This window comes from Streptomyces sp. MJM8645 (assembly GCF_001625365.1).
Taxonomy (GTDB): domain Bacteria; phylum Actinomycetota; class Actinomycetes; order Streptomycetales; family Streptomycetaceae; genus Kitasatospora.
The window spans coordinates 2,062,763-2,088,374 of record NZ_LJJF01000001.1 but is presented as its reverse complement, the minus strand read 5'-3'; the positions used below and the strand labels follow the sequence as shown (position 1 = coordinate 2,088,374).

The following is a 25,612-nucleotide window of genomic DNA, read 5'->3' as shown; positions in this document are numbered from 1 at the left end:
CTACTGGCCGGCGACGTCCGGAGTGACCGGGTCCGGCCCCATGTGCGGATCGGCCTCCAGCGGCACGTTCTGGCCGCTCGACTGGTCGGTCACCGTCCGCCCGGCCAGTGGCGAGCGCAGATCGGCGGTCACCGACTGCCGCTTGGCCAGCGCGTTGCAGACCTGCCCGGGCTGCACCGGCGCCGCCACCACGATCCTGACGTCCACCCGGCCGGGGTGCGACTCGTCCGCCTTCAGCGCGTACTTCTGGCAGACCCCGCCGAAGAAGTAGACGGTCAGCCCGTTGCTGCCGTCCACCCGGTAGGAGACCGCCGGGCGCGCCCCCGACCCGGCCGGGTCGGGCTCGCCCACCGCGATCCCGGGGCCCGGGGGAGTGCCCCCGGAGCCTGCCGTCGACGGCTGCCCAGGGGCGGGCGAGGCCGGGGTGGGGGCCCACTTGGTCGGCGGTGTCTGGCCGGGCTGGTCCGACGTGGCCGACGGGCTCGCCGCCGGAGCCGTCGGAGCCGGCGCGGACGGGGCGCCGGAGGACGCCGGGGCCTCCGGGGAGGCGCTCGCGCCCGCCGAGGTCGTGGCCACGCCGCCCGCCGCCGCGTCCGAGGAGGTCTTGCCGTCCCCGTTGCACCCGGCCACCGTCACCACCGCCGCCAGCGCCAGGCCCGCCAGGGCCACCGCCCGCCGACCGCGCCGGGGCATCGTCTCCAGGTCCATCTGCACATCCTCCCGAGGGCTCAGCGGTGCCGCCCGCTCGGCCGCTCCGCGCGGATGTGACGTGACCCGGTCGGATCCGGTTCCACCCGCCCCGGGCCGGGGCGGGCGCCGGGTCACATGTCGTACTCGGCCATCCCGGCGACCAGCCGCTGCGCGTCGGACGGCACCCGGAACCCCTCCCGGGCGGGCGCGGCCGGCTCGGGACCGGTCGCCAGCAGCGGCCAGAACCGGCGCAGCCGCCGGGACGAACTCACCAGCGCGTCGAGGCTCTCGCCGTCGGCTTCGGTCCGGAGGGCGGACAGCGGGGCGTGGCTGGGCATCATCGAGCATCGCTCCGATCCATGGCCGTGGCCGCACTGCCACGGTCGACGACGGGGCCCGCCCGGCTCGGCAGGGCCCCTGCTGCCGACCCTAGGCCGGGGTTCGGCCCACCCACCAGTGCTACCCGGAGGTAGTACACGTTCGACGGTGACGGGTGCCACGATGGCACTGCGGGCCGGCGGATTGCGGCGGTCTTGCTGCCGCCCGCCCCGAGCCCGGTACCGTGTGTGGGTTCACCCGTGCTTGCCCGTTGGCCCCGCAGCCATCCTGAGGAGACCTCCCGTGCGTATCGCCGTCGCCGGCTCGATCGCCACCGACCACCTGATGACGTTCCCCGGTCGGTTCGCCGACCAGCTCGTCGCCGAGCAGCTGCACACCGTGTCGCTGTCCTTCCTGGTCGACACCCTGGACATCCGCCGCGGCGGAGTCGCGCCGAACATCGCGTTCGGCATGGGCGTGCTCGGGCTCCGCCCGATCCTGGTCGGCGCGGCCGGCGCGGACTTCGCCGAGTACCGCAGCTGGCTGGAGCGCAACAACGTGGACTGCAACTCCGTCCACATCTCCGAGACCCGGCACACCGCCCGCTTCATGTGCACCACGGACGAGGACCACAACCAGATCGCCTCGTTCTACACCGGTGCCATGGCGGAGGCCCGCAACATCGAGCTCAAGCCGATCGCCGACCGCGTCGGCGGCCTCGACCTCGTCCTGATCGGTGCCGACGACCCGCAGGGCATGGTGCGCCACACCCAGGAGTGCCGCACCCGGGGCTTCGCCTTCGCCGCCGACCCCTCCCAGCAGCTGGCCCGCCTGGACGGCGACGACATCCGCGACATCGTCGACGGCGCCGCGTACCTCTTCACCAACGAGTACGAGGCCGCGCTGATCGAGAGCAAGACCGGCTGGGACGCCGAGGAGATCCTCACCCGGGTCGGCACCCGGATCACCACCCTGGGCAGCAAGGGCGTGCGGATCGAGCGCAAGGGCGAGGCGGCGATCCTGGTCGGCTGCGCCGCCGAGGAGGCGAAGGTCGACCCGACCGGCGTCGGCGACGCCTTCCGGGCCGGCTTCCTGACCGGCCTGTCCTGGCAGCTCGACCTGGAGCGCGCCGCCCAGCTCGGCTGCATGCTCGCCACCCTGGTGATCGAGACCGTCGGCACCCAGGAGTACGAGCTGCGCCCGACCGCCTTCCTGAAGCGCTTCGAGGACGCCTACGGCGCCGAGGCCGCCGCGGACGTCCGCGCGCACCTGGTCAAGTAGTCCGCCGGACGACGAGGTAGGCCGAGCCCCGGTCGCCGCCGTAGTCGGCGGCCGGGGCCTCGCCCGCGTACTCCTGACCGCGCATCCCGCACCAGGCCGGGATGTCCAGCCGGGCCGCCTCGTCGTCCGCGAGCACGGCGACCGTGCCGCCCTCCGGCACCTCGCCGATCCGCTTCGCCAGCTCGATCACCGGCAGCGGGCAGCGCTTGCCCAGCGCGTCGATCACCAGCAGGGGCCCGGCCGCCGGCTCCGGCTCCGGGGCCGGCAGGTCCAGCCCGAGCGGCGCCCGGACGCCAGCGACCAGCTCCGGCAGCACGGTGAGGAAGCGTTCGACGTCGGCCTCGGCCGTCCCGGGCGGCAGCGAGACCCGGACGTTCCCCTCGGTGAGCACCCCCATCGCGGCCAGCACATGGCTCGGCGTCAGGGTGGAGGAGGTGCAGGAGGAGCCGGAGGAGACCGCGAAGCCCGCCCGGTCCAGTTCGGTGAGCAGCACCTCGCCGTCCACGTACAGGCAGGAGAAGGTGACGATGTGCGGCAGCCGCCGCACCGGGTCGCCGACCACCTCCACCTCGGGCACCAGCTGCGGCACCCGGGCCCGGATGCGCTCCACCAGCGCGTGGAGCCGGGCGTTCTCCCGCGCGGCCTCGGCCCGGACGGCCCGCAGCGAGGCGGCCGCGGCGACGATCGCCGGGACGTTGACGTAGCCGGGCACCCGCCCGCCCTCGCGTTCGTCGGCCGGCAGCGGCGAGGCGTACCGGACGCCCTTGCGCACCGCCAGCACCCCGACGCCGGGCGGCCCGCCCCACTTGTGCGCGCTGGCGGTCAGCAGCGACCAGCCCGCCGGGACGTCCATCCGCCCGACGCTCTGCGCGGCGTCGACCAGCAGCGGGACACCGGCCTCGCGGCAGTGTCCGGCGACCTCGCCGACCGGCTGGACCGTCCCCACCTCGTGGTTGGCGCTCTGCAGGACGGCCAGCGCGGTGTCCGCGCGCAGCAGCGCGGCGAACACGTCCGGGTCGACCCGTCCGGCGCGGTCCACCGGCGCCACCGAGACGGTGCCCCCGCCCGCCTCCTGACGCTCGGCGACGTGCAGCACGCTGGAGTGCTCGACCGCCGAGTGCACCAGGTGGCCGCCGCGCCGCCGGTGGCCGGCCAGCGCGCCCAGCATGCCGAGTTGCACCGCCTGCGTCCCGCTAGCGGTGAAGGAGATCTCGTCCGCCCGGGCGCCCAGGGCCTCGGCCACCGTCTCGCGGGCGGCGTCCAGCAGCATCCGGGCCTGCCGGCCGGAGCGGTACAGCCGGGCCGGATCGGCCCAGCCCTCGTCCAGGGCGGCGGTCAGCGCCTGCCGTGCGACGGGGTGCAGAGGGGCCGTCGAGGCCGCGTCGAAGTACACGGTCACATTTAACGACACACCCGGAGCCGTTCCGGTCCGACGACATCGCTTACCGGCCGTCAGTCGATCACCCCGAATGTCCGCTTCGTCCGCGTCCGACGGACCGTCACCCGCGTAGTTCGAGGTCATCCCCCGATCGGGCGTAAGGACCTCGAATGCCTACGATGACCTGCGACGCAGCCCCTGCCGGGCCTGATCGGGCGACCGGGCGGCGCGTTACCGGGGGCTGCCCGTCAGGAGCGCATAAGGCTGGAGTAGGGTTTGGCCCGCATAAGCATTCAAACCGTGCCCGTGGACGGGTCGCCGGGGAGGCTCACAATCCTCCGCGGGGCGACGCGAAGGCGGGCGAGACTTCGGGAAGGCGCTACGTGAGTCCCAACGGCTCCGACCGCTCGCCGCGGCGCACGATGCGGCGGAAGCTGCCTCAGGCGCTGGCACTGGGCCTCGTCATCGCGACCGCCACCGGCTGCTCGGCCAACGACCTCCCCAGGCTTGGCCTCCCGAGCCCCGTCACCAAGGAAGGGCCGATGGTCCTCCAGATGTGGCAGGGCTCCTGGATCGCGGCGCTGGTGGTCGGCGTACTGATGTGGGGTCTGATCATCTGGAGCGTGATCTTCCACCGGCGCAGCCGCACCGGCGTGGAGGTCCCCCCGCAGACCCGGTACAACGTGCCCATCGAGGCGCTCTACACCGCGGTCCCCATCATCATCGTCTCGGTGCTCTTCTACTTCGTCGCCCGCGACGAGTCGAAGCTGATCGCCGTCTCCGAGAAGCCGCAGCACACGGTCAACGTGGTCGGCTTCCAGTGGAGCTGGGCGTTCAACTACGAGAACACCGAGAACCCCGACCCGGCCAACAAGGACGCCGCGTACGACGTCGGTACGCCCAGGGACGTTCCGACGCTCTGGCTGCCGGTCAACGAGTCGGTGCAGTTCCGGCTGACCTCGCGTGACGTCATCCACGACTTCTGGCCCGTCAACTTCATGATGAAGATGGACGTCGTGCCGGGCGTGGTGAACAGGTTCGAGGTCACCCCCACCGTCAAGGGCGAGTACATGGGCAAGTGCGCGGAGCTCTGTGGCGTCGACCACTCGCGCATGCTGTTCAACGTCAAGGTCGTCGACCGCGCCGACTACGACAAGCACCTGGCGGACCTCCGGGCCAAGGGCCAGACCGGCGCGTTGCCCTCCGGCATCACGACCATGGGAAGTGAAGAGAAGTGACCATCCTCAACGAGCCCGCCGCGGCCGGCGGGGGCGCCGGGGCCGTCACGGTCGGGGCGCAGCGGACCCGCAAGCCGGGTTCGACCATCATCAAGTGGCTGACCACCACCGACCACAAGACGATCGGCACCCTGTACCTGGGCACGTCGTTCGCCTTCTTCCTGATCGGTGGCATCCTCGCGCTGGTCATGCGCGCCGAGCTGGCTCGTCCCGGGACCCAGATCCTGTCGAACGAGCAGTTCAACCAGGCGTTCACGATGCACGGCACGATCATGCTGCTGATGTTCGCGACGCCGCTGTTCGCCGGCTTCGCGAACTGGATCATGCCGCTCCAGATCGGCGCCCCGGATGTGGCGTTCCCGCGTCTGAACATGTTCGCGTACTGGCTGTACCTCTTCGGCTCGACCATCGCGGTGGCGGGCTTCCTGACCCCGAACGGCGCGGCCAACTTCGGCTGGTTCGCCTACTCCCCGCTGTCGGACGCGGTCCGTTCGCCGGGCGTCGGCGCCGACATGTGGATCATGGGCCTGGCCTTCTCCGGCTTCGGCACGATCCTCGGTGCGGTCAACTTCATCACCACGATCATCTGCATGCGCGCCCCCGGCATGACGATGTTCCGGATGTCGATCTTCGTCTGGAACGTCCTGCTGACCGCCGTGCTGGTCCTGCTGGCCTTCCCGGTCCTGGCCGCCGCGCTGTTCGCCCTGGAGGCGGACCGTAAATTCGGGGCCCACGTATTCGATCCCGCCAACGGCGGGGCGATGCTGTGGCAACACCTGTTCTGGTTCTTCGGCCACCCCGAGGTGTACATCATCGCGCTGCCGTTCTTCGGCATCGTGTCGGAGATCATCCCGGTCTTCAGCCGCAAGCCGATGTTCGGCTACTCCGGCCTGATCGCGGCCACCATCGCGATCGCCGGTCTGTCGGTGACGGTGTGGGCGCACCACATGTACGTCACCGGGCAGGTGCTGCTGCCGTTCTTCTCCTTCATGACCTTCCTGATCGCGGTCCCGACCGGTGTGAAGTTCTTCAACTGGGTCGGCACCATGTGGAAGGGCTCGCTGAGCTTCGAGACGCCGATGCTCTGGACGGTCGGCTTCCTGGTCACCTTCCTCTTCGGCGGTCTGACCGGTGTGCTGCTGGCCTCCCCGCCGATCGACTTCCACGTCTCGGACTCGTACTTCGTCGTCGCCCACTTCCACTACGTGGTCTTCGGCACCGTCGTCTTCGCGATGTTCGCCGGCTTCCACTTCTGGTGGCCGAAGATGACCGGCAAGATGCTGGACGAGCGCCTCGGCAAGATCACCTTCTGGACGCTGTTCTTCGGCTTCCACACCACCTTCCTGGTGCAGCACTGGCTCGGCGCGGAGGGCATGCCCCGCCGCTACGCCGACTACCTGGCCTCGGACGGCTTCACCACGCTGAACACCGTCTCGACCATCGGCTCGTTCGTGCTCGGCGCCTCGATGCTGCCGTTCCTCTACAACGTGTGGAAGACGGCCAAGTACGGCGAGAAGGTCGAGGTCGACGACCCGTGGGGCTACGGCCGCTCGCTGGAGTGGGCGACCTCCTGCCCGCCGCCGCGGCACAACTTCCTCACCCTGCCCCGGATCCGCTCCGAATCCCCGGCCTTCGACCTCCACCACCCGGAGATCGCCGCGCTGGACTACCTGGAGAACCACGGTGAGCCGGCCAAGCACCTCGCCGGCGTGACCCCGGCGAAGTACGACGCCCCGAAGCTGGACAAGGGCAAGAAGGAGGGCGACGTCTGATGAAGGAACAGGGAAAGATCTTCCTCGGGCTGGCGGTCTTCGTCCTCGCGATGGCCGTCACCTACGGCCTGTGGACCAACCACTCGGAGCACGGGATCGAGGCGGCCGGCACCACGGCGCTGTTCCTCGCCTTCGCGCTCTGCGCCTTCATCGGGTACTACCTCGCCTTCACCGCCCGCCGGGTGGACAGCGGCGCGGGTGACAACCCCGAGGCCGAGGTGGCGGACGACGCCGGCGAGCTGGGCTTCTTCGCCCCGCACAGCTGGCAGCCGCTCTCCCTGGCGATCGGCGGCTCGCTGGCGTTCCTCGGAGTGATCTTCGGCTGGTGGCTGCTGTTCTGGTCGATCCCGATCATCCTGATCGGCCTCTTCGGCTGGGTCTTCGAGTTCTACCGGGGCGAGAACCAGAACCAGTAGGTTCCCGGGTTCCGCCGACGACGACAGGGCCGGTCCTCCCGCACGGGGAGGACCGGCCCCGTTGCGTCTCCAGGGTGACGAACTCACTCACCCGGGTGAACGCGGGGGCGCTCCGATGTCGCTTCGGCGGGCCTCGTTCCTACGATCTGAGCAATCGTGCGGACTCTCGGAGGCGTTTCATGGCCGACAGGCGCGGAATCGCAGGTATCGGCGGCATCTCGCTGACCCTCGCAGTACTGGCCCCGCTGGCCGCCTGCTCGTCCGGCGGCGGCGAGGCGGTCGGCCCCCACCGGATCGACGCGGCCGTGCTCGTCCATCTCTCGGCCGAGGGCGGGGGCAAGGTCGACCCCTCCAAACCGGTCACGGTGACGTCCGTGCCCGGCAGCCGGCTCACCGACGTCACCGTGACCGGCCCGGACGGCCGGGTGGTGGCCGGTCAGCTCGCCGAGGACCAGCGCAGCTGGCAGACCACCGGCCGGCTGAAGGCCGACACCGACTACTCGGTGCGGATCGCCGCCGACGACGGCAAGGGCGGCCGCGGCGACACCACGGCGGACTTCAGCACCCTCGCCGCCCAGCGCCTGCTCACCGCCAAGCTGGGCCCGGACTCCTCCGGCAGCGGCATCTACGGCGTCGGCCAGCCGCTCACCGTGCAGCTCTCCGAGGCGGTGCAGGACCCGCAGGCCCGCCAGGAGGTCGAGCGCGTCCTGACCGTCAGCTCCCAGCCCGCCGTCACCGGCGCCTGGTACTGGGTGGGCGACAAGGAACTGCACTTCCGCCCGCAGGAGTACTGGCCGGCCGGCACCACCGTCTCGCTGGCCTTCGACGGCACCGGCGTCCGGATCGCGGACGGCCTCTACGGCGGCGACCGCAGCACGCTGGGCCTGCGGATCGGCGCACGGGTCGAGACGGTGGTCGACGCGGCCGCCCACCTGCTCACCCTCAGCCGTGACGGCGAGCTGCTCCGGAGCATCCCGGTGACCACCGGCAAGCCCGGCTTCGACACCCGCAACGGCGTCAAGGTGGTGCTCGGCCAGGAGCGGTCCGTCCGGATGAACGGCGAGACGATCGGGATAAAGGCCGGGAGCTCGGAGTTCTACGACCTCAACGTGGAGTGGGCCACCCGGGTCACCTGGAGCGGCGAGTACGTTCACGCGGCGCCCTGGTCGGTCCGCTCGCAGGGCCTGGAGAACGTCAGCCACGGCTGTACCGGCATGAGCACCGAGAACGCCAAGTGGTACTTCCAGAACACCAGGGTGGGGGACCTGGTGACGGTGGTGAACAGCCGCGGCGCCACCATGGAGCCCTTCGGCAACGGCTTCGGGGACTGGAACATCTCCTGGACGGACTGGATCAAGCACAGCGCCCTCGGACAGCCCGTCAGCACCACCGTGCCGTCCTCCCAGGCCCACGCCTCGGGGATGATCCGCCCGGAGGCCTGAGGGCCCCTGGAGCGCCTTCTCAGGCCTCCTGGTAGGCCAGCCGCAGGGCGGCGTCCACGGCGGCCAGCGCGTCCGCCCGCGGGAGCCCGAGCCGGGTCGCCCGCTCGGCGTACTCGGCGGCGGCCGCGGCGGCCAGCCGGTGCGCGGTGTCGCCGGTGGCCGCGATCAGCGTGCCGCGCCGGCCGTGGGTCTCCACCACGCCGTCCGCCTCCAGTTCCCGGTACGCCCGGGCGACCGTCCCGGCGGCCAGCCCCAGCTCCTCGGCCAGGGCCCGGACGGTGGGCAGCCGCAGCCCGGTCGGCAGTTCGCCGGAACGGGCCCGCTCGGCGATCTGGGCCCGGATCTGCTCGTACGGGGGAGTGGCGGCGGCGGGGTCGACGGACAGCTGCACGGGAGCTCCTGGAGGGTGCGGACGGGGGACGGGAAAGCCCGAGGGCCGCCGACCAGAAGAACTCTGGTCAGCGGCCCTCGGGTGTGACGCTGCGGGGCGTACGGGATCAGTGGTGGCCGTGGCCGCTGGTGATCTCGTGGTGCTCCTCGGAGGTCGGCTTGGGGATCTGGGCGCCGCCGCCGTAGAAGCCGCGGGACAGCTTGGCCCGGGTGCGGCCGATCAGGCCGGCCTTGCCGGCCACGCCGTTCTCGTCCGTCTGGGCCGGCAGCTCGACCGGCTGGACCTGCTCGTGCGCGGTGAGCTTGTACAGGTCCTTCTGCGGCAGCTGGGCGTGCACCTCGACGAACTCGCCGTGCGGCAGGCGCTTGATGACGCCCGTCTCGCGGCCGTGCAGCACCTTCTCCTTGTCCCGGCGCTGGAGGCCGAGGCACCAGCGCTTGGTGATGATGAAGGTGATGACCGGCACCGCGAAGAAGCCGACGCGGACGAAGTAGGTGATCGAGTTGATCGACAGGTGCAGGTGGGTGGCGAACAGGTCGTTGCCGCCACCGACCAGCAGCACCAGGTACAGGCTGATCCAGGCGGCGCCGAGCGCGGTGCGGACGGGCGCGTTGCGCGGGCGGTCCAGGATGTGGTGCTCGCGCTTGTCGCCGGTGATCCAGCCCTCGATGAACGGGTAGACCGCGATCGAGACCAGGACCAGCGGGAAGATCATCAGCGGGATGAAGACACCCAGGTTCAGGGTGTGGCCCCACAGGCCGACCTCCCAGCCCGGCATGACGCGGATCAGGCCTTCGGAGAAGCCCATGTACCAGTCGGGCTGGGCGTCCGTGGACACCTGGTCCGGGCGGTACGGGCCGTACGCCCAGATCGGGTTGATCGTGGCGATCGCCGAGATGGCGGCGATCAGACCGAACACCAGGAAGAAGAAGCCACCGGCCTTGGCCATGTAGACCGGCATCAGCGGCATGCCGACGACGTTCTTCTCGGTCTTGCCCGGGCCCGCCCACTGGGTGTGCTTGTGGTAGAAGACCAGGATCAGGTGCGCCACCAGCAGGCCGAGCATGATGCCCGGGATCAGCAGCACGTGGATCGTGAAGAAGCGCGGCACGATGTCGTGGCCGGGGAACTCGCCCCCGAACAGGAACATCTGGATGTAGGTGCCGACCAGCGGGACGGCGAGGATCGCGCCTTCCATGAACCGGATACCGGTACCCGACAGCAGGTCGTCCGGCAGCGAGTAGCCGAAGAAGCCGTCGAACATGCCCAGGATCAGCAGCAGGAAGCCGAAGACCCAGTTGATCTCACGCGGCTTGCGGAACGCGCCGGTGAAGAACACGCGCATCATGTGCACGAGCATCGCGGCCACGAAGACCAGGGCGGCCCAGTGGTGGATCTGCCGGATCAGCAGACCGCCGCGGACCTCGAAGCTGATGTCCACCGTCGAGGCGTACGCCTCGGACATCCCGATGCCCTTGAGCGGCACGTACGAGCCGTTGTAGACGACCTCGGCCATCGACGGCTTGAAGAACAGCGTCAGGTAGACACCGGTCAGGATGATGATGACGAACGTGTAGAGGCAGATCTCGCCCAGCATGAAGGACCAGTGGTCCGGGAAGATCTTGCGCAGGTTGGCCTTGGCGAGGGAGTAGATCCCCACCCGGCCGTCCGTCCAGTCAGCAGCGGCCTCCCACTTGTTGGCGGGCTTGGCGCGCGTGCTGGCGGGCTTGGCGGCACCGGTGGTGCTGCTCGTACTCATCGAGCACGCTCCCAGTAGCTCGGGCCGACGGGCTCGTCGAAGTCGCCGGTGGCGACCAGGTAGCCCTTCTCGTCAGTGATGATCTTCAGCTGCGGCAGCGGGTGGCCGGCCGGGCCGAAGATCACGCGCGCGCCGTCCGCCAGGTCGAAGGTCGACTGGTGGCAGGGGCAGAGCGCGTGGTGGGTCTGCTGCTCGTACAGGCTGATCGGGCAGCCGACGTGGGTGCAGATCTTGGAGTAGGCGAGGATGCCCTCGAAGCCCTTCTCCCGCGACCGGTCGTCCTTGATGTCGTCCGGTGCGATGCGCACCAGCATCAGGGCGTCCTTGGCGATCGCCTGCTGGAAGTCCTCGTCGTGGACGTGCAGACCCTCGGGCATGGCGAAGGTCAGCGAGCCGATGACGATGTCCTCGGCCTTCATCGGCAGGTTGGTGTTCATGTTGATGAGCTGCAGGGGCTGGGCCGGGGTCGCCTCGTTCCAGCCCGTCTCCTTCAGCTTCTTCTCGGGCAGCGGCCCGAGGTCGCGGAGCAGGACCACGCCGGAGAGCGGGACCAGCGCCATGGAGCCGATGAGGGTGTTGCGGATCATCTTGCGGCGGCCGAAGCCGGACTCGGCGGCACCGGTCTTGAACTGCTCGATGACGTCCGCGCGGACCTCGTCGTCAGCCTCGATCGGGTGGCGCTCGGCCGGCAGCTCGACGTCCGACATCAGCGTGCGGGCCCAGTGGACCGCACCCGCGCCGATCATGAACAGCGCGACGCCCAGGGTCATGCCGAGCGCGAAGTTCAGCGCGCTGACGTGACCGAGCGGGAAGATGTAGACGATCTTGTCCGGGTCGATGGCCACGTACGAGGCGATGAAGCCGATGGTGGCGAGCATCGAGACCACGAACATCAGCGAGACCTGGCGCTCGGCCCGCTGGGCGGCCCGCTCGTCGATGTCGGTGCGGCGGGGCTCGTGGGCCGGAAGGCCCGGGTCGGCGAACGGGTCGCCGTGTGCGGCGACGTCACCGGCGGAGCCGTGTGACTCCGGCAGCTTCTCTTCTGACATGTCGTGGCTCATGACTTCTTGGCCTTGGTGGTGTGGGCGGCGACCCAGATCGCGACCGCGATGAGCGTGCCGAGACCGAAGATCCAGCCGAACAGACCCTCGGTCACCGGACCGAGGCTGCCGAGCGTGAGACCACCGGGGTTGGGCTCATCGGAGGTGGTGTGGCGGACGAAGGCCACGATCTGCTTCTTCTGCTCCTCGGGCATGGTGGTGTCCGGGAACGACGGCATGTTCTGCGGGCCGGTCTGCATGGCCTCGTAGATGTGCTTGGCGTCCACGCCCTCCAGCGACGGGGCGTACTTGCCCTTGGTCAGGGCACCGCCCTGGCCGGCGAAGTTGTGGCACTGGGCGCAGTTGGTGCGGAACAGCTCGCCACCCTTGGAGATGTCGTCCGGGTTGGTCGAGGTGTACTGCTCCGGGGTCGGCGTCACCGGGCCGGGGCCGAGCGAAGCGACGAAGGCGGCGAGCTGGTCGATCTCCGCCTGCGAGTAGATGTTCTTCTTGCGCGGCACCTGGGCGCCGGGCTGCTGGGCCGGCATGCGGCCGGTACCGACCTGGAAGTCGACAGAGGCGGAGCCGACGCCGACCAGGCTCGGACCGTCGCTGCTGCCCTGGCCGTTCAGGCCGTGGCACGAGGAGCAGCCCACGGCGAAGAGCTTCTTGCCCTCATCGATCGCGAGCGACTGCGCGGCGACGTCGGCCTGCGCCTTGTCGGCGGGCGCGAACGCGGCGTACAGCCCCCCGGTTGCCGCCAGGGCGAGAAGTAGGACGACCAGCGCCGCCAATGGGTGGCGCCGTCGTGCGGAGAGCTTTTTCACGGAATAACCCCGGTGTCAGGATCTGGTCGACTGGTGGGTGCACCCGGCGGCCGGTCTGGCCGGCACGAGGCTGCCTGTCTAGGGCTGCGCGCGCGGTCGGTCGGTGGGAGCGTCGCCCACCGGCAGAATCGGCCCGACGCCGGTGAGGGCGGGGACCGAAGCCGGTGGCCAGCGACCTGATCAGCTGGTTACTTGATCAGGTAGATGGTCGCGAACAGGCCGATCCACACGACGTCGACGAAGTGCCAGTAGTACGACACGACGATCGCGGCGGTGGCCTGCTCGTGCGTGAAGCGCTTGGCTGCGTACGTCCGTCCCAGGACCAGCAGGAAGGCGATCAGACCACCCGTCACGTGCAGACCGTGGAAGCCGGTGGTCAGGTAGAACACCGTGCCGTACGGGTCGGAGGACAGCGAGAGGCCGTCCTTCTTGACCAGCTCGGTGTACTCGAAGATCTGGCCGCCGATGAAGATCGCGCCCATCACGAAGGTGATGACGAACCACGAGCGGAGCTTCTTCACGTCCCCGCGCTCGGCAGCGAACACGCCGAGCTGGCAGGTCAGCGAGGAGAGCACCAGGATCGTGGTGTTGACCGAGGAGAAGGGCACGTTGAGGGCGTGCGCCTTCTCGGTCCAGAACTCGGCTCCCTTGACGGAGCGGAGCGTGAAGTACATCGCGAAGAGGGCCGCGAAGAACATCAACTCGGAACTGAGCCAGACGATCGTTCCGACGCTGACCATGTTCGGCCGGTTGACCGATCCGTGCGCGTGCCCGGTTTCTACTGCTGTTGCTGTCGCCACGACGGACATTATGTCGGTCCCTTATTCCGTCTTCACGCCGGGGGGTGTCCCTCGGAGTGTCCGGTGCGTGCGGTATGCCCCCCTGAGGGGCGGTGGGGGACCCCAATGGCGGCTGAGCAGCGGCGTGTCCCTTTTCTGACGGTTCCTCGAAGGGGCCCGCGACCCCGTTGCCCAGCGCGTCGTTGCACGCTTGGCGGAGCCTCCGGGGGTAATGCGCGGGCCCCTTATCGGCCGTACGGGTGGTCTGGACGGGTCCGGGTGACGGGCCGTCCTCCGGGCGGGTGAGTCGCGGGCGCGGCGGCTTGAGGAGGAAGGTCCGCGAGGGGGACTCGGCGACGGGTGATCGGGAGTAGCATCCGGATCAGGCGAACGTGGTCCGGATCACACTTGAGGGAGCAGGGCCCATGGCGTACACGACCGACGAGACGCTCACCGTCCTCGTCTACAGCGATGACCGCAACACCCGCGAGCAGGTGCTGACGGCACTCGGCCGCCGGCCCGTCGAGGACCTTCCGGAACTGTCCTACCTGGAGTGCGCGACCACCCCGGCGGTGCTGAAGGCACTGGAGAAGGGCGGCGTGGACCTCTGCATCCTGGACGGCGAGGCGGTGCCGGCCGGCGGGCTCGGGCTCGGCCGCCAGCTCAAGGACGAGATCTACGGCTGCCCGCCGGTGCTGGTGCTGATCGGCCGGCCGCAGGACTCCTGGCTGGCCGCCTGGAGCCGGGCCGACGCCGCGATCTCCCGCCCGGTGGACCCGGTGGCGCTGGCCGGCGCGGTCGCCACCCTGCTGCGGGCACGGCTGGCCAAGCGGGCGCCCGTCAGCCGCTGAGCGGTGCCGTCTCACGACTAGAGAAGACGCCGCCTCGGGAACCCGACTGGTCGATAGGCTGACTCCATCCGTACGGACGTCCCCCCGACGCGGGGAACCCGACAACAGCTGGAGTCAGCCATGGTGAACGTGAACCCTGCGAACGGTGGTACCGCACCCGCGCAGGTGGTCCGCACCTGGCCGGACGTCCTGGCGGCGCTGTTGAAGGGGGAGGACCTCGACCGCTCGGCCACCGCGTGGGCGATGGACCGGATCATGAGCGGCGAGGCGTCCCCCGTCCAGGTGGCCGGGTTCATGGTGGCGCTGCGGGCCAAGGGCGAGACGGTCGACGAGATCACCGGCCTGGTGGACGCGATGTACGCGCACGCCGAGCCGCTGGACATCCCCGGCCCGGCCGTGGACATCGTCGGCACCGGCGGGGACCGGGCCAAGACCGTCAACATCTCCACCATGTCGGCGATCGTCGCGGCCGCGGCCGGCGCCAAGGTGGTCAAGCACGGGAACCGGGCCTCCTCCTCGGCCAGCGGCTCCTCGGACGTGCTGGAGAAGCTCGGCGTCCGCCTCGACCTGTCGGCCCGGCGGGTCGCCGAGATCGCCGAGGAGGTCGGGCTGACCTTCTGCTTCGCGGCCAAGTTCCACCCGTCGATGCGGCACGCCGCCACCGCCCGGCGCGACCTCGGAGTGCCGACCGCGTTCAATATCCTCGGCCCGCTGACCAACCCGGCCAAGGTCACCTCGCACGCGATCGGCTGCTTCGACACCCGGCTCGCCGCACTGATCGCCGGTGTGCTCGCCCGGCGCGGCTCGACCGGCTTGGTCTTCCGGGGCGACGACGGCCTGGACGAGCTGACCATCACCACCACCTCGCAGGTGTGGATCGTGCGGGACGGGACCGTCACCGAGACCACCTTCGACCCGCGGGACGTCGGCGTCGAGCTGGTCGGCATCGAGGCGCTGCGCGGGGCGGACCCCTCGTACAACGCCGAGGTCGCGCGCCGGCTGCTGGCTGGCGAGCGCGGGGCCGTGCGGGACGCCGTCCTGATGAACACGGCGGCGGCGCTGGTCGCGCTCGACCTGGGCGAGGCGCCGCTCACCGAACAGCTCGCGGCCGGCATGGCGCGGGCGGAGCGGGCCATCGACTCGGGCGCGGCGCAGGAGCTGCTGCGGCGTTGGTCGGAGGCCACCAGCCGGGTGTGAGGCGGTACTTGGGAGCCCGTGCCGCAACGTCGGCGCGGGCTCCTCGGCTGTCCGGATGGTGGATGCCTGTTTGACCACTCGCTGGGCGCGACCTAGAGTCTTGGCCAGGTCATGAGTGACAGCGTCAAGCCCCAGCTTGCTGTCCGGCAACCCTCCGTCCGTGGCGGGGTGCCCTGGGTGAGGACCGGGTCGCTCGGCGAATCGTCCGTGCGGCAAGCGCGGACGCCCGACGACTAGTACTCCCGGGGTCCCACACCCCCAGAAGGAGTGCATCCTCATGTCCGTCGCCACCGAAATCTGCGCCCCCCTCGCCGTCCTCGGCCACGACGTCCAGGTCCCGCTCGCCAGCGGCGAGAAGGTCGGGTACGCGGCCCTCGACTACGCGGCCAGCTCCCCGGCGCTCCAGCGGGTCTGGGACGACGTCTCCGCCTACGCCCCCTACTACGGCAGCGTGCACCGCGGCGCCGGGTACCTCTCCCAGCTGTCCACCGACCTGTTCGAGCAGAGCCGCCGCACCGTCGCCGAGTTCCTCGACCTGCGCGAGGGCGACCAGGTGGTCTTCACCCGGGCCACCACCGACTCGCTGAACCTGCTCGCCTCGGCCGTCCCGGCCGGGACCCGGGTGTTCGCCTTCGAGACCGAGCACCACGCCTCGCTGCTGCCCTGGGCGCACGCCGGGCTCGACGTCCACTACCTGCGCGCGCCGCGTTCGCACGCCGAGGCGGTCGCCGCCCTGGACGCCGCGCTCGCCGAGGCGCCCGAGGGCCCCAAGCTGCTCTGCGTCACTGGAGCCTCCAACGTGACCGGCGAGCTGTGGCCGGTCGCCGAGCTGACCGGGACCGCGCACCGGCACGGCGCCCGGGTGGTGCTGGACGCCGCCCAGCTGGCCCCGCACCACCGGGTCTCGGTGCGCGAGCTGGACGTCGACTGGATCGCCTTCTCCGGCCACAAGATCTACGCGCCCTTCGGCGCCGGTGTGCTGGCCGGCCGGGCGGACTGGCTGGACGCGGCCGACCCGTACCTGGCCGGCGGCGGGGCGACCCGGACGGTGGCCCGGGAGACCGACGGCTCGGTGGCCGTCCAGTGGCACTCCGGCCCGGCCCGGCACGAGGCCGGCTCGCCGAACGTCATCGGCGCCTACGCGATCGCCTCGGCCTGCCGGGCGCTGAGCGAGGCGGGCTTCGACGCGCTGGAGGCCCGGGAGCGGCAGCTGATCGCCCGGCTGACCGCCGGGCTGGCGGAGATCCCGCAGGTCAAGGTGCTGAACCTGTTCGGTGCCGAGGCGGCCCGGGTGGGCGTGCTGTCCTTCGTCGTCCAGGGCTGGAACAGCTCGCACTTCTCGGCCGCGCTGTCCGCCGAGTACGGCATCGGGGTCCGCGACGGCCTGTTCTGCGCGCACCCGCTGCTGCGCACCCTGCTCGGGGACGAAGAGGTCTCCCCCTCCGAGTGCGGGGCGCCCGAGCCGTCGCTGCCCGGCGAGCGCAGCCTGAACGCGATCCGGGTGAGCTTCGGGGCCGGGACCCCGGACGAGCACGTCGACCGCTTCCTGACCGCCGTCCGCGAGCTGGTCACGGACGGTGCCGCGTGGAACTACCGCAACGAGGGCGGACGCTGCGTCGCCACCGTGGAGGTCGACCGGGGGCGTCGGCAGGGCTGAGGGGCCCGGTCGGCAGGGCTGAGGGGCCTACTCGTCCAGGCCGAGGGCGAAGGCGGCCTCGAGGTCGTGCTGGGAGTATGTGCGGAAGGCGATCTGGGTCTCGGTGTGGGCCACGCCCGGGACCTTGTTCAGCCGGCCCGGGATGACCGCGGCCAGATCGTCGTGCCGGCGCACCCGGACCATCGCCACCAGGTCGTAGCCACCGGTCACCGAGTACACCTCGCTGACGCCCTCGATGGCCGCGATGGCCTCGGCGATCTCCGGGATGCGGTCGACACTGGTCTTGATCAGGACGATGGCGGTGATCACTGTTCGGGCTCCTTTGTGGGGTGCCGCCAGCGTATCGGGCGTCAGCCGGGTCGTCTCGGGGGGTGGCTGACCGCCGTGCAGGCGTAGAGGAAGCCCGCCGCGAAGCCGATCACGTGGACCAGATAGGCCACCCCGGGCCCGGCCGAGTGGACCGACCACCACTGCAGGGCGAACCAGAGGCCGAGCACCAGCCAGGCCGGGAAGCGCAGCGGCAGGAACAGCAGCAGCGGGACGAGCGTCGTCACCCGGGCGCGCGGATGGAAGCGCAGGTAGGCGCCGAGGACGGCGGAGATCGCGCCGGAGGCGCCGATCAGCACCCGGGTGGAGCCCGGGGAGTGCGCCTCGGCGAGGGCGAAGCCGTACGTGGCCAGGCTGCCGGCGGCCAGGTAGAAGAGGGCGAACCGGGCCCGGCCCAGCCGCTGTTCGACGGTGGGGCCGAAGACGTGGAGGAAGAGCAGGTTGCCCAGCAGGTGCAGCCAGCCCGCGTGCACGAAGAGCCCGGTGAGGACGGACAGCGCCGGGTGCTTGGCCGGGGTGGGCGCGGCCGGGCAGCCCGGGGCCGGGTCGGGGGCCTGGGCCAGCTGCTCGGCGGTCAGCGGGCGGCCGGCCAGCACCTCGGCGGGGATGACGCCCCAGCGCTGCTCGTACCGCTGCTCCGCGCAGAGCCGGGACTGGCCGGTGCCGTACAGCGGATTGAGCCCGGCGGCCGGGCCCAACAGGAACACCAGGGTGTTGACCGCGATCAGGGCGTAGGTGACCGCCGGGGCGGGCACGGACGGGCGTTCGCCCCGCGCGTCGGTGTGCCCGGGGGCCGTCAGTGCCATGCGGCCAAGCATCCCTCCGTGTCGGGCGTGTGACACGGCCTTGTACGGCAGGTGGACTAGCCCGCTCGTTCTCCTGACTGGTGGCCGGGATGGTTGCCTCAGGCAATAGGCTTGGGGCGGGCAATCCCGCCTCCCGCCGCCGACGCCGGGGCCCCGGGGGGAGCGCCTAGCCCACCCAGGGACCACCCGAGAGGACCCCCGATGACCGTCCCCGCCCTGACCGCCGAGACGCGCTGGCGCTGCACCCTGTGCGGAAACCTCACCCGCTTCGACGTGACCCGCACCGCGCGGGTCACCGAGTTCCTGCACTTCGACCTGGCCGGCGAGTCCAAGGTCGAGGAGACCGAGGTGCTGAGCGAGACGATCGAGTCGGTGCGCTGCCGCTGGTGCAACGCCGTGGACCAGGTCGAGCTGGTGGCCCGTCCGGGCGCCGAGAGCGCGGAGGCCTCCGCCGAGCAGGGTTGACGCCCGACGGCGCGGGGGGCGGGTGCGCGGCGCGCCTGCCCGCCGCGCTGGGACAATACAGACAGGACGCACGGAGCGTGACGACAGGGCGGCGGCCGCGGGCCGTGACCCCGTAGGACCAGGATCGGAGCCGAGGACGTGGTGGACGCAGCGAGGGAGCCCGCCGAAGCGCAGGGGCTTCAGCCTGCTGCCGCCGCGCAGGCGCAGGCCGCCGACGCGGCCCCGTCCGGGCCCGCGGCCGTCGGCGAGGCGGCGGGTTCCGATGCGTCGGTGGGTTCCGGCGAGGCGGTGGCGGAGCGTGCTGCCGAGAAGCTGGACCGGCCGCTGCCCGAGGGCGTGCGCCGGCGCGTGGTCGGCCTGGCCTCGGACGCGCTCGGCGGGCTGCCGCCCGGCGAGCTCCCGCAGAGCCTGCGCCAGTACGTCAAGTTCACCCCGGCCCGGCGGGCCAAGTACGCGGCCACGGCGCTGGCCGCGGCGCTGGAGTCGGAGCCGGCGTTCCGGGTGCGGATAGCGGAGCGGCTGAGGCTGGGCCAGCCGGACCTGGTGAAGGCGTTGGAGTCGGGCAGCGTCCCGGGCGCCGCCGATCCGATGGACGTCGCGGCCGCCGCCTACCTGGTGCGGTCGGCCGGCTGGAGCCGGCTGGTGGCCGAGGCCGGGGAGGAGGCCGAGCGGGCCGGCGCCGAGGGCGCGGCCGCCGAGGCCACCCGGCTGGTGGAGAAGCTGCAGGCGGAGCTCGCCGAGCTGCGGTCCGCCGCCCGGGCGGACCTGGAGCGGCAGCGTGCGGAGTCCGAGGACGTCCGCCGGGAGGCCGAGTCGCTGCGGAAGAAGGTGCGCTCGCTGGAGAGCGACACCCGCCGGGCGCAGGCCGAGACCAGGCGGCTGACCGCCGAGCTGGAGGCCGCGAGGGCGCAGGCGGCCACCGAGCGCGGCGCCGCGGAGTCCGAGGCGCGGCGGCTGCGGCACCGGGTCGGCGAGCTGGAGACGGCGGCCGAGCAGGGCCGCCGGTCGGCCCGCGAGGGCCGCAGCGTCGAGGACATGCGGCTGCGGCTGCTGCTGGACACGGTGCTGCAGTCGGCGCAGGGGCTCCAGCGGGAGCTGGCGCTGCCGGTCTCCCAGATCCGGCCGGGGGACCTGGTGGAGGCGGTGGTGCCGGGGGCGGCCTCGCCGCACGACGTGGCCCGGCGCGGTCTGGCCGACGACGATCCGGCGCTGCTGGACCAGCTGCTGGCGATCCCGCAGGTGCACCTGGTGGTGGACGGCTACAACGTGACCAAGACGGGCTATCCGACGCTGCCGCTGGAGCAGCAGCGGATCCGGCTGCTGGGCGGGCTGGCGATGCTGGCCCAGCGCACGCAGGCGGAGGTCACCTGCGTGTTCGACGGGCAGGACCTGGACGTTCCGGTGATCATGGCGCCACCGCGGGGGGTGCGGGTGCGGTTCAGCCGGACCGGCGAGACCGCGGACGAGCTGATCCGCCGTCTGGTGCGGGCCGAGCCGCAGGGGCGTCCGGTGGTGGTGGTGTCCACCGACCGGGAGGTCGCGGAGGGCGTGCGGAAGGCGGGCGCGCGCCCCGTGGCCTCCGTTCTGCTGCTGAACCGGCTGGCGCGGCCCTGACGGCTGCCGCGACGGAATGACGCCTGGTCAGCGCCCGGTTTGCGGCGGTGTGCACATCCGGTGAAGCCTGCGGGGGAAGTGGAGTTCACGCCTTCGGGGGAGTGGCAAAACCCGTGGATCTTCCCTAGGGTGTGGCGTCAAACCTATTTTCCGGATTCTCACCTGATCGGGTGAGGCCGATGGAAGAAGGAGCAATTCCCTTGGCCTCCCACCGCCGTCCCAAGCAGCCGAGCCGCGCCCGGGTCTCCGTGCTCACCGCTGCCGCGGCGACCGCGGTCGCCCTCTCCGCGCAGGTCGCCGCGCACGCCGCGCCCCAGCCGAGCAAGAGCGACGTCAAGGCGCAGATCGACCAGCTCCAGCAGGACCAGGAGCAGGCGGCGGAGAAGTACAACGGCGCCAAGGAGCGGGCCGACCAGCTCCGCAAGCAGTCCGACCAGCTGCAGGACAAGGTGGCCCGCAGCCAGGACGAGATGACCCAGCTCCAGACCGGCCTGGCCGGCGTGGCGGGCGAGCAGTACCGCACCGGCGGCATCGACCCGTCCGTCCAGCTGATGCTCTCCTCGGACCCGTCCGGCTACCTGGAGAAGGCGTCCAGCGCTCAGCAGGCCAGCGCCAGCGAGTCCGAGGCGCTCAAGGGGCTGCTGGACCAGCAGCGCCGGCTGGACCAGGAGAAGTCCGAGGCCGCCGCCGTCCTGGCCTCGCTCGACTCCACCACCAAGGACCTGAACCAGGCCAAGACGGACGTCAACCAGAAGCTCAAGGCCGCGCAGGACCTGCTGAACTCGCTCAGCGCCTCCGACCGCGCCGCGCTGCGGGCCCAGCAGCAGCAGGACGACCGCGCCTCGCGCGGCAGCGACCGCGCCGACCTCGGCAGCCTCCCGCAGGCCGGCGGCTACGCGGGCGTGGCCGTCGCCAAGGCGATGAGCAAGCAGGGCTCGCCGTACGTGTGGGGCGCCACCGGCTCGACCACCTTCGACTGCTCGGGCCTGATGGTCTGGGCGTACGGCCAGGCCGGCGTCTCGCTGCCGCGTACTTCGCAGGAGCAGGGCAACGTCGGCACCAAGGTCACGTTGGACCAGGCCCAGCCGGGCGACCTGGTCATCTACGGCCCCGACCGGCACCACGTCGGGATGTACATCGGCAACGGCATGGTGGTGCACGCGCCGCACACCGGCGACGTGGTGAAGGTGATGAAGGTCGACGCGATGCCGATCAACACGATCCGCCGGGTCTGACGGCCCGACACGCCCGAAGGGCCCCGTCCGGGCCTGTGATCCACGCCACCCTCCGGCCGGGGGTGGCGTTCGGGTTTTGTCCGCCGCGCGAGTCCCCGGTGAAGACTGATCAGCTTTGCGTACGGCGGTGATCACTATGTGTCATATTCACAAAAGAACTTTGGTCTTCTTCCGTCTTTTTTCTGACAAGGATTTGAACGGATCACGGTTCAGTTACTAGGGTCGTGCCCCGAACCACCGCACTCCCGATCGCCCAGCCAGGGTGACGGCGGTGGTTTCCGTCGAGTTCGTGACGCAGCGGGGCGGGCCCAGTGCCTGCCCGACGGGGAGCCCAGCAGTCGGGGGTGCTGTCGAACGGAGCCGGGGAACCACGTTCCTCCGGGGTGAATCGGCGCCAGGTCGGCCGGTGGAACGGCCGTGAGGCGTCGTAGGGCACGCTTCCGGCCCGAACCCGTCAGCTCACCCGGTAGACGGCGTAGGAAGAAGGAGTCCGCCTTCGTGGCGTCCCATCGTCGTCCCAAGCCCGCTAGTCGCACCCGGGTCTCGATCATGACCGGCTTCGCCGCCGCGGCCGTCGCGCTGTCCGCGCAGTCCGGCGCCCACGCCGACCCGCAGCCGACCAAGGACCAGGTCAAGGAGCAGGTCGACCAGCTCAACGAGCAGGCCGAGGTCGCGACCGAGAAGCTCAACGCCGCCCAGGAGAAGCAGCAGCAGCTGCAGAAGCAGGTCACCGACCTCCAGGACCAGGTGGCGCGGCAGCAGGGGCAGGTGACCGACCTTCAGGGCGGCCTGGCCGAGATCGCCGGCGAGCAGTACCGCAACGGCGGCATATCGCAGACCGTCCAGCTGATGTTCTCCGCCAGCCCGGACACCTTCCTGAGCCAGGCCGACACGCTGAACCAGGCCGGCGGCACCCAGAAGGGCCAGCTCAAGCAGCTCCAGGACGAGCAGCGCAAGCTCGACCAGGTGCGCTCCGAGGCCCAGGGCAAGCTCGCCGAGATGGAGACCACCACCCAGCAGCTGAAGAGTGCCAAGGACGAGGTCCAGGGCAAGCTCAAGGCCGCGCAGGACCTCTTCAACACCCTGTCCGAGCAGGAGCGCCAGGCGATCCGCGCGGCCGAGGAGAAGGCCGCCGCCGAGGCCAAGGCGAAGGCCGACGCCGCCGCGAAGGCCGCCCAGCAGCAGGCGGCGGCCCAGCAGGCCGCCGACCGCTCCTCCCGCGACAACAGCCGCACCGACCTGAGCGCGTCGCAGGCCCCCGCCGCGCCGGTCACCAAGCCGAGCGCCGGCAGCTCGCGCGGCGCCGCGGCGCTGTCCATCGCCGCCTCCAAGATCGGCAGCCCGTACGTCTACGGCGCCTCCGGCCCCGGCTCCTTCGACTGCTCGGGCCTGATGGTCTGGGCGTTCAACCAGGTCGACGTGGCGCTGCCGCGCACCTCGCAGGAGCAGGCCCACGCCGGTACCCGGATCGGCACCGACCTCTCCCAGGCCCAGCCCGGCGACCTGCTGATCTTCTACGGGGACGCCCACCACGTCGGCATCTACGCCGGCAACGGCCAGGTGCTGCACGCGCCCAAGCCCGGCGCGTCGGTCCGCTACGAGGCGGTCGGCAACATGCCGCTGACCTCCATCGTGCGGGTCTGATCCCCGCGCAGGCCCTCCCAGGCCCGGCCTTCCACCACGGAAGGCCGGGCCTGCGGCTTTTCCGGCGCCTCGGACTGATGTCCGATTACGGGTCAAATATTCGGGTTGGCAGGGGTTTGGACTCGGTTGCCCGGACTCGCTAACGTCTGCCACCGGACTCCGCTTCCAGGGCCGCCCGCGTTGGTGCGGCGGCGGGGCCCCACCGCCGGATCGGAGCCGCTGCCGCCATGCCCGTGCACCGTCGTCCCCAACTGCTCGCCCGTGCGCTGGTGCTGACCGCGGCCGCCACCACCGCCCTGGGCGTGACGGCGGGCGGCAGCGCCCAGGCCGCCCCCGCCGTGCCGGACACGCCCACCCGCAAGGACGTCAAGGCGCAGGTGGAACAGCTCTACGGCGAGGCCGAGCAGGCGTCCGAGAAGTACAACGCCGCCCTGGAGACGCAGCAGCGCCTCCAGGGCGAGACGACCGTCCTCCAGGGCGAGATCGCCGTCGCCCAGGAGCAGCTCAACCAGTTGCGCGGCGACCTCGCCACCGTGGCCGGCGCCGAGTACCGCGGCGGCGGCATGGCCCAGACCGTCCAGCTGATGCTCTCCACCGACCCGGAGGGCTACCTGTCCCGGGCCCGCACCCTCGACCAGGCCGCCGAGCGGCAGCAGGAGACCCTGCACGAACTGGCCACCCGCCAGCGCCGGCTCGACCAGCGCCGCACCGAGACCGCCGGCAAGCTCGCCGAACTCGACCAGGCCCGCCGCTCGCTCGCCGACAGCAAGCAGCAGATCCAGCAGCGGCTCACCAAGGCCCAGCGGCTGCTGAACAGCCTGGGCGTCGCCGAGCGGGCCCGGATGGCCGCCCAGGACGCCCAGGAGGCCGAGCAGCGCGCCACCCGGGGCACCGACCGGCTGGACCTCGGCACGGCCCCGCCCGCCTCCGAGCGCGGGGCGGCCGCGCTGGCCGCCGCGGTGCGGATGATCGGCTCGCCCTACCTCTACGGATCCACCGGGCCCCGCGCCTTCGACTGCTCCGGTCTGATGTACTACAGCTGGCGGCAGGCCGGAGTGACCCTGCCGCGCACCTCGCAGGCCCAGGCGTACGCCGGGCAGCGGGTCAGCCTCTCCGAAGCGCGGCCGGGAGACCTGGTGATCTTCTACCGGGACATGCACCACGTCGGGATGTACGCCGGCGGCGGGGTGATCGTGCACGCCCCCTACCCGGGCGCCAGGGTCCGCTACGAGAGCGTCAACGCGATGCCGGTCGCGGGGGTGGTCCGGCTCTGAGCCCGGCACCGTCCGACCCCGACACCCCCCACCCGATAGACGGCGCCCGCCGGACGCTGTCCCGGCGCGGTGCGCTGCTGCTCGCGGCCGGCGGGCTGGCCCAGCTGTCGCTGCCGCCGGCGGCCCCCTCGGCGGCCGGGCGGGCGGCGGACCGGTGGGCGGCGGACCGGCGGGCCGAGGTGGCCGCACTGTTGGACGCGCGGGCCCGGGCGCTGCCCTCCTGGTCCGGACCGGCGGCGATCGAGGCCGGCTACCGCAACCTGGTGCTCGGCGCGGACGCCGGGCCGGAGCGGCTCACGGCCGCCGCCGACCTGGCGGTCCGGATCACCGGGTACGACGACTACCCGGTGGTGTACCCGCGCCGGATCGACCTGGTCCGGGCCGGCGGCAGCTGGCGGGTCGACCGGGAGGAGAGCGCGAGCGGGCCCCCGGCACTCTGGGACCTCGGCTCCGCCCGGTCCGCGGCGGGCGCGCACTGCCTGGTGCTGGGCCTGGCCGACGGACCCGACCCGGCCGGCCTGGTCGCGGTGGCGGACCGGGCCGTGCCCGCCGTGAGCGAGGCCTGGGGCACCGGCTGGGCGGGCCGCCTGCTGCTCGAAGTGCCCGCTACCGCAGAGCAGTTCGCCCGGCTGCTGGAGGTCGACCCGGCGGGCTGGACGGGCATGGCGGCGGTCACCTCGGCCGCCGCCGGCGCGCCCTGGCACACCCCCGCCGACCGGGTGCTGGTCAACCCCGGGACGTTCGGGCGGCTCAGCGACTTCGGCCGGCAGGTGGTCGTCACCCACGAGGCCACCCACGTCGCGACCAGGGCCGACACCCGGGCCTGGACACCGCTCTGGCTCTCCGAGGGCGTCGCCGACTGGACCGCCTACCGGGGCTCCGGCCGGCGCCCGCAGCAGATCGCCCCCGAGCTGGCCCGGGACGTCGCCGCCGGCCGGCTGCCCACCGCGCTGCCCGCCGACCGGGACTTCACCGCGGGCGCCGACGGCATCGCGCAGGCGTACGAGCAGGCCTGGTTCGTCTGCGAGCTGATCGCCCGGCGCTACGGGCCCGAGCGGCTCGTGGCGTTCTACCGGGCGGTCGGCGCGGCCGACGGGCAGGGGGAGGACCGGGACCGCCGGCTCGACCGGCTGCTCCGGGCCGGACCGGGCGTCGGCCTGGCCGAGTTCACCCGGCTCTGGCTGGCCGAGGTGGCCGCGCTGCGCGATTGA

Annotated in this window: 24 protein-coding genes and 2 riboswitches; of the genes, 14 read left to right on the top strand and 10 right to left on the bottom strand. The window is 71.8% G+C overall.

Annotation, left to right across the window (positions count from 1 at the left end; all coding sequences use genetic code 11):
• Both A6F73_RS43935 and A6F73_RS08920 read right to left on the bottom strand, forming a co-directional pair.
• Positions 1-708, bottom strand: coding sequence for a hypothetical protein (locus A6F73_RS43935; RefSeq protein WP_063347295.1), 708 nt, complete (start codon positions 706-708; stop codon positions 1-3).
• Between the two features lie 113 nt (positions 709-821).
• On the bottom strand, positions 822-1,031 hold the full coding sequence (locus A6F73_RS08920; protein WP_063347294.1) for a hypothetical protein: 210 nt from the start codon (positions 1,029-1,031) through the stop codon (positions 822-824).
• Positions 1,032-1,311: 280 nt separating this feature from the next.
• Between A6F73_RS08920 and A6F73_RS08915 the strand changes: the two genes are divergently transcribed.
• Positions 1,312-2,289, top strand: a complete 978-nt coding sequence (locus A6F73_RS08915; RefSeq protein ID WP_063347293.1) for a carbohydrate kinase family protein — start codon at positions 1,312-1,314, stop codon at positions 2,287-2,289.
• On the opposite strand, the gene A6F73_RS08910 is transcribed toward A6F73_RS08915, so the two are convergent.
• A complete protein-coding gene (locus tag A6F73_RS08910; RefSeq protein ID WP_063351057.1) occupies positions 2,282-3,682 on the bottom strand; it encodes an aminotransferase class V-fold PLP-dependent enzyme in 1,401 nt (466 codons plus the stop codon). The two genes, A6F73_RS08915 and A6F73_RS08910, sit on opposite strands and share 8 nt — an antisense overlap.
• A 368-nt stretch (positions 3,683-4,050) precedes the next feature.
• Between A6F73_RS08910 and coxB the strand changes: the two genes are divergently transcribed.
• From coxB to A6F73_RS08890, 4 genes are all read left to right on the top strand, one after another.
• Positions 4,051-4,905: a cytochrome c oxidase subunit II gene (gene coxB / locus A6F73_RS08905; RefSeq protein ID WP_063347292.1), complete on the top strand. Its 855-nt coding sequence runs from the start codon at positions 4,051-4,053 to the stop codon at positions 4,903-4,905.
• Positions 4,902-6,677 (top strand): cytochrome c oxidase subunit I, encoded by a 1,776-nt coding sequence (ctaD, locus tag A6F73_RS08900; RefSeq protein WP_063347291.1) that lies wholly within the window; start codon positions 4,902-4,904, stop codon positions 6,675-6,677. The genes coxB and ctaD overlap by 4 nt, the downstream gene beginning before the upstream one ends.
• Positions 6,677-7,093, top strand: coding sequence for a cytochrome c oxidase subunit 4 (locus tag A6F73_RS08895; RefSeq protein ID WP_063347290.1), 417 nt, complete (start codon positions 6,677-6,679; stop codon positions 7,091-7,093). The genes ctaD and A6F73_RS08895 overlap by 1 nt, the downstream gene beginning before the upstream one ends.
• A 179-nt stretch (positions 7,094-7,272) precedes the next feature.
• The gene (locus A6F73_RS08890) at positions 7,273-8,535 is read left to right on the top strand and encodes an Ig-like domain-containing protein (protein ID WP_063347289.1); all 1,263 of its coding nucleotides are present in this window, start codon (positions 7,273-7,275) and stop codon (positions 8,533-8,535) included.
• Positions 8,536-8,554: 19 nt separating this feature from the next.
• Here the strand turns inward: A6F73_RS08890 and A6F73_RS08885 are convergent, their stop codons facing one another.
• From A6F73_RS08885 to A6F73_RS08865, 5 genes are all read right to left on the bottom strand, one after another.
• Positions 8,555-8,926 (bottom strand): GntR family transcriptional regulator, encoded by a 372-nt coding sequence (locus A6F73_RS08885; protein WP_063347288.1) that lies wholly within the window; start codon positions 8,924-8,926, stop codon positions 8,555-8,557.
• A gap of 106 nt (positions 8,927-9,032) precedes the next feature.
• Positions 9,033-10,685 (bottom strand): ubiquinol-cytochrome c reductase cytochrome b subunit, encoded by a 1,653-nt coding sequence (locus tag A6F73_RS08880; protein WP_063347287.1) that lies wholly within the window; start codon positions 10,683-10,685, stop codon positions 9,033-9,035.
• Positions 10,682-11,734: a Rieske 2Fe-2S domain-containing protein gene (locus A6F73_RS08875; RefSeq protein WP_063347286.1), complete on the bottom strand. Its 1,053-nt coding sequence runs from the start codon at positions 11,732-11,734 to the stop codon at positions 10,682-10,684. Before A6F73_RS08875 ends, A6F73_RS08880 begins: the two co-directional genes overlap by 4 nt.
• Positions 11,735-11,742: 8 nt before the next feature.
• Positions 11,743-12,552 carry a c-type cytochrome gene (locus A6F73_RS08870; protein WP_063347285.1) on the bottom strand — a complete coding sequence of 270 codons (810 nt, stop codon included), beginning with the start codon at positions 12,550-12,552 and terminating at the stop codon, positions 11,743-11,745.
• Positions 12,553-12,740: 188 nt separating this feature from the next.
• Positions 12,741-13,361: a heme-copper oxidase subunit III gene (locus tag A6F73_RS08865; protein ID WP_063347284.1), complete on the bottom strand. Its 621-nt coding sequence runs from the start codon at positions 13,359-13,361 to the stop codon at positions 12,741-12,743.
• Positions 13,362-13,756: 395 nt separating this feature from the next.
• On the opposite strand from A6F73_RS08865, the gene A6F73_RS08860 reads away from it, so the two are divergent.
• The 3 genes from A6F73_RS08860 (at position 13,757) to A6F73_RS08850 (ending at position 17,036) form a co-directional block, all read left to right on the top strand.
• Positions 13,757-14,182 (top strand): hypothetical protein, encoded by a 426-nt coding sequence (locus tag A6F73_RS08860; RefSeq protein ID WP_063347283.1) that lies wholly within the window; start codon positions 13,757-13,759, stop codon positions 14,180-14,182.
• Positions 14,183-14,302: 120 nt separating this feature from the next.
• Entirely contained in the window at positions 14,303-15,379 is a 1,077-nt protein-coding gene (trpD, locus tag A6F73_RS08855) for an anthranilate phosphoribosyltransferase (RefSeq protein WP_107452844.1), read from the top strand.
• Positions 15,380-15,486: 107 nt separating this feature from the next.
• Positions 15,487-15,604: riboswitch (SAM riboswitch) on the top strand.
• Positions 15,605-15,656: 52 nt separating this feature from the next.
• Positions 15,657-17,036 carry an aminotransferase class V-fold PLP-dependent enzyme gene (locus tag A6F73_RS08850; protein WP_063347282.1) on the top strand — a complete coding sequence of 460 codons (1,380 nt, stop codon included), beginning with the start codon at positions 15,657-15,659 and terminating at the stop codon, positions 17,034-17,036.
• A 27-nt stretch (positions 17,037-17,063) separates the two neighbouring features.
• On the opposite strand, the gene A6F73_RS08845 is transcribed toward A6F73_RS08850, so the two are convergent.
• Together A6F73_RS08845 and A6F73_RS08840 are read right to left on the bottom strand one after the other, a co-directional pair.
• Positions 17,064-17,345, bottom strand: a complete 282-nt coding sequence (locus A6F73_RS08845; RefSeq protein WP_063347281.1) for an Lrp/AsnC ligand binding domain-containing protein — start codon at positions 17,343-17,345, stop codon at positions 17,064-17,066.
• A gap of 41 nt (positions 17,346-17,386) precedes the next feature.
• On the bottom strand, positions 17,387-18,169 hold the full coding sequence (locus A6F73_RS08840) for a rhomboid family intramembrane serine protease (RefSeq protein WP_063347280.1): 783 nt from the start codon (positions 18,167-18,169) through the stop codon (positions 17,387-17,389).
• A gap of 201 nt (positions 18,170-18,370) precedes the next feature.
• Between A6F73_RS08840 and A6F73_RS08835 the strand changes: the two genes are divergently transcribed.
• The 6 genes from A6F73_RS08835 to A6F73_RS08810 all read left to right on the top strand — a co-directional run bounded on the left by A6F73_RS08835 (position 18,371) and on the right by A6F73_RS08810 (position 25,612).
• The gene (locus A6F73_RS08835; protein ID WP_063347279.1) at positions 18,371-18,634 is read left to right on the top strand and encodes a hypothetical protein; all 264 of its coding nucleotides are present in this window, start codon (positions 18,371-18,373) and stop codon (positions 18,632-18,634) included.
• A 270-nt stretch (positions 18,635-18,904) separates the two neighbouring features.
• Positions 18,905-20,248: an NYN domain-containing protein gene (locus A6F73_RS08830; RefSeq protein WP_063351055.1), complete on the top strand. Its 1,344-nt coding sequence runs from the start codon at positions 18,905-18,907 to the stop codon at positions 20,246-20,248.
• A 200-nt stretch (positions 20,249-20,448) separates the two neighbouring features.
• Positions 20,449-21,483, top strand: coding sequence for an NlpC/P60 family protein (locus tag A6F73_RS08825; RefSeq protein WP_063347278.1), 1,035 nt, complete (start codon positions 20,449-20,451; stop codon positions 21,481-21,483).
• Between the two features lie 338 nt (positions 21,484-21,821).
• A riboswitch (cyclic di-AMP (ydaO/yuaA leader) is annotated at positions 21,822-21,971 on the top strand.
• A gap of 10 nt (positions 21,972-21,981) precedes the next feature.
• Positions 21,982-23,127 (top strand): NlpC/P60 family protein, encoded by a 1,146-nt coding sequence (locus A6F73_RS08820; protein ID WP_063347277.1) that lies wholly within the window; start codon positions 21,982-21,984, stop codon positions 23,125-23,127.
• 227 nt (positions 23,128-23,354) lie between these two features.
• Positions 23,355-24,401, top strand: a complete 1,047-nt coding sequence (locus A6F73_RS08815; protein WP_063347276.1) for a C40 family peptidase — start codon at positions 23,355-23,357, stop codon at positions 24,399-24,401.
• A 179-nt stretch (positions 24,402-24,580) separates the two neighbouring features.
• On the top strand, positions 24,581-25,612 hold the full coding sequence (locus A6F73_RS08810) for a hypothetical protein (protein ID WP_079135538.1): 1,032 nt from the start codon (positions 24,581-24,583) through the stop codon (positions 25,610-25,612).